Raw genomic sequence first — 489 nt, forward strand, 5'->3', positions numbered from 1 at the left:
CCAAACATTACAGGTGGTTTCCGTGATAATCGCTCAGACGCACTTTGGCCAACACCGGGATCTCCTAATGCCTTTTGGTCAAGTGGAAAGACCGAAGAAAGCTACGATCTTTATCAAATCGCATACGACACACGAACTGGTAATGCGAATGTCATAACTTTCGATGCTTCTCGTAATTCTTCGATCTACAACGGAACGGTAATGCAGCCGAAGGCTTTACAAGCTTTACCCTGTATCAGGTATTAGTACCTAATACATGCCAAGGCTTGCAGGGCGGATGGTTGATTTTTCGAACCTGTGTACAAATCATTGGCTAGATTCGCATTCATCGAAATCACGGCTCCGTGAGTATCGTTCGGGATTGCTGAAAGCCCTGATCCCCATTTCACCATCGATTGGAAGGGACCGGTTGCCGATCCGCCTGCTGTCCAGTTATCAGGAGCATAGCCTGCTACGTTTGTAGTCCCTTGGATGTTTGGTCGCCAAACA

General features: G+C 47.4%; 2 protein-coding genes. One reads left to right on the forward strand and one right to left on the reverse strand.

What is annotated here, in order from left to right:
• Window positions 1–246: hypothetical protein (locus H5985_RS09280; protein WP_205051021.1), on the forward strand; the 246-nt coding region annotated here is incomplete at its 5' end.
• On the opposite strand, the gene H5985_RS09285 is transcribed toward H5985_RS09280, so the two are convergent.
• Window positions 243–489: hypothetical protein (locus H5985_RS09285; RefSeq protein ID WP_205051022.1), on the reverse strand; the 247-nt coding region annotated here is incomplete at its 5' end. The genes H5985_RS09280 and H5985_RS09285 overlap by 4 nt on opposite strands.

It is taken from the genome of Parasutterella secunda, assembly GCF_016901835.1.
GTDB classification, from domain to species: Bacteria; Pseudomonadota; Gammaproteobacteria; order Burkholderiales; family Burkholderiaceae_F; genus Aphodousia; species Aphodousia faecavium.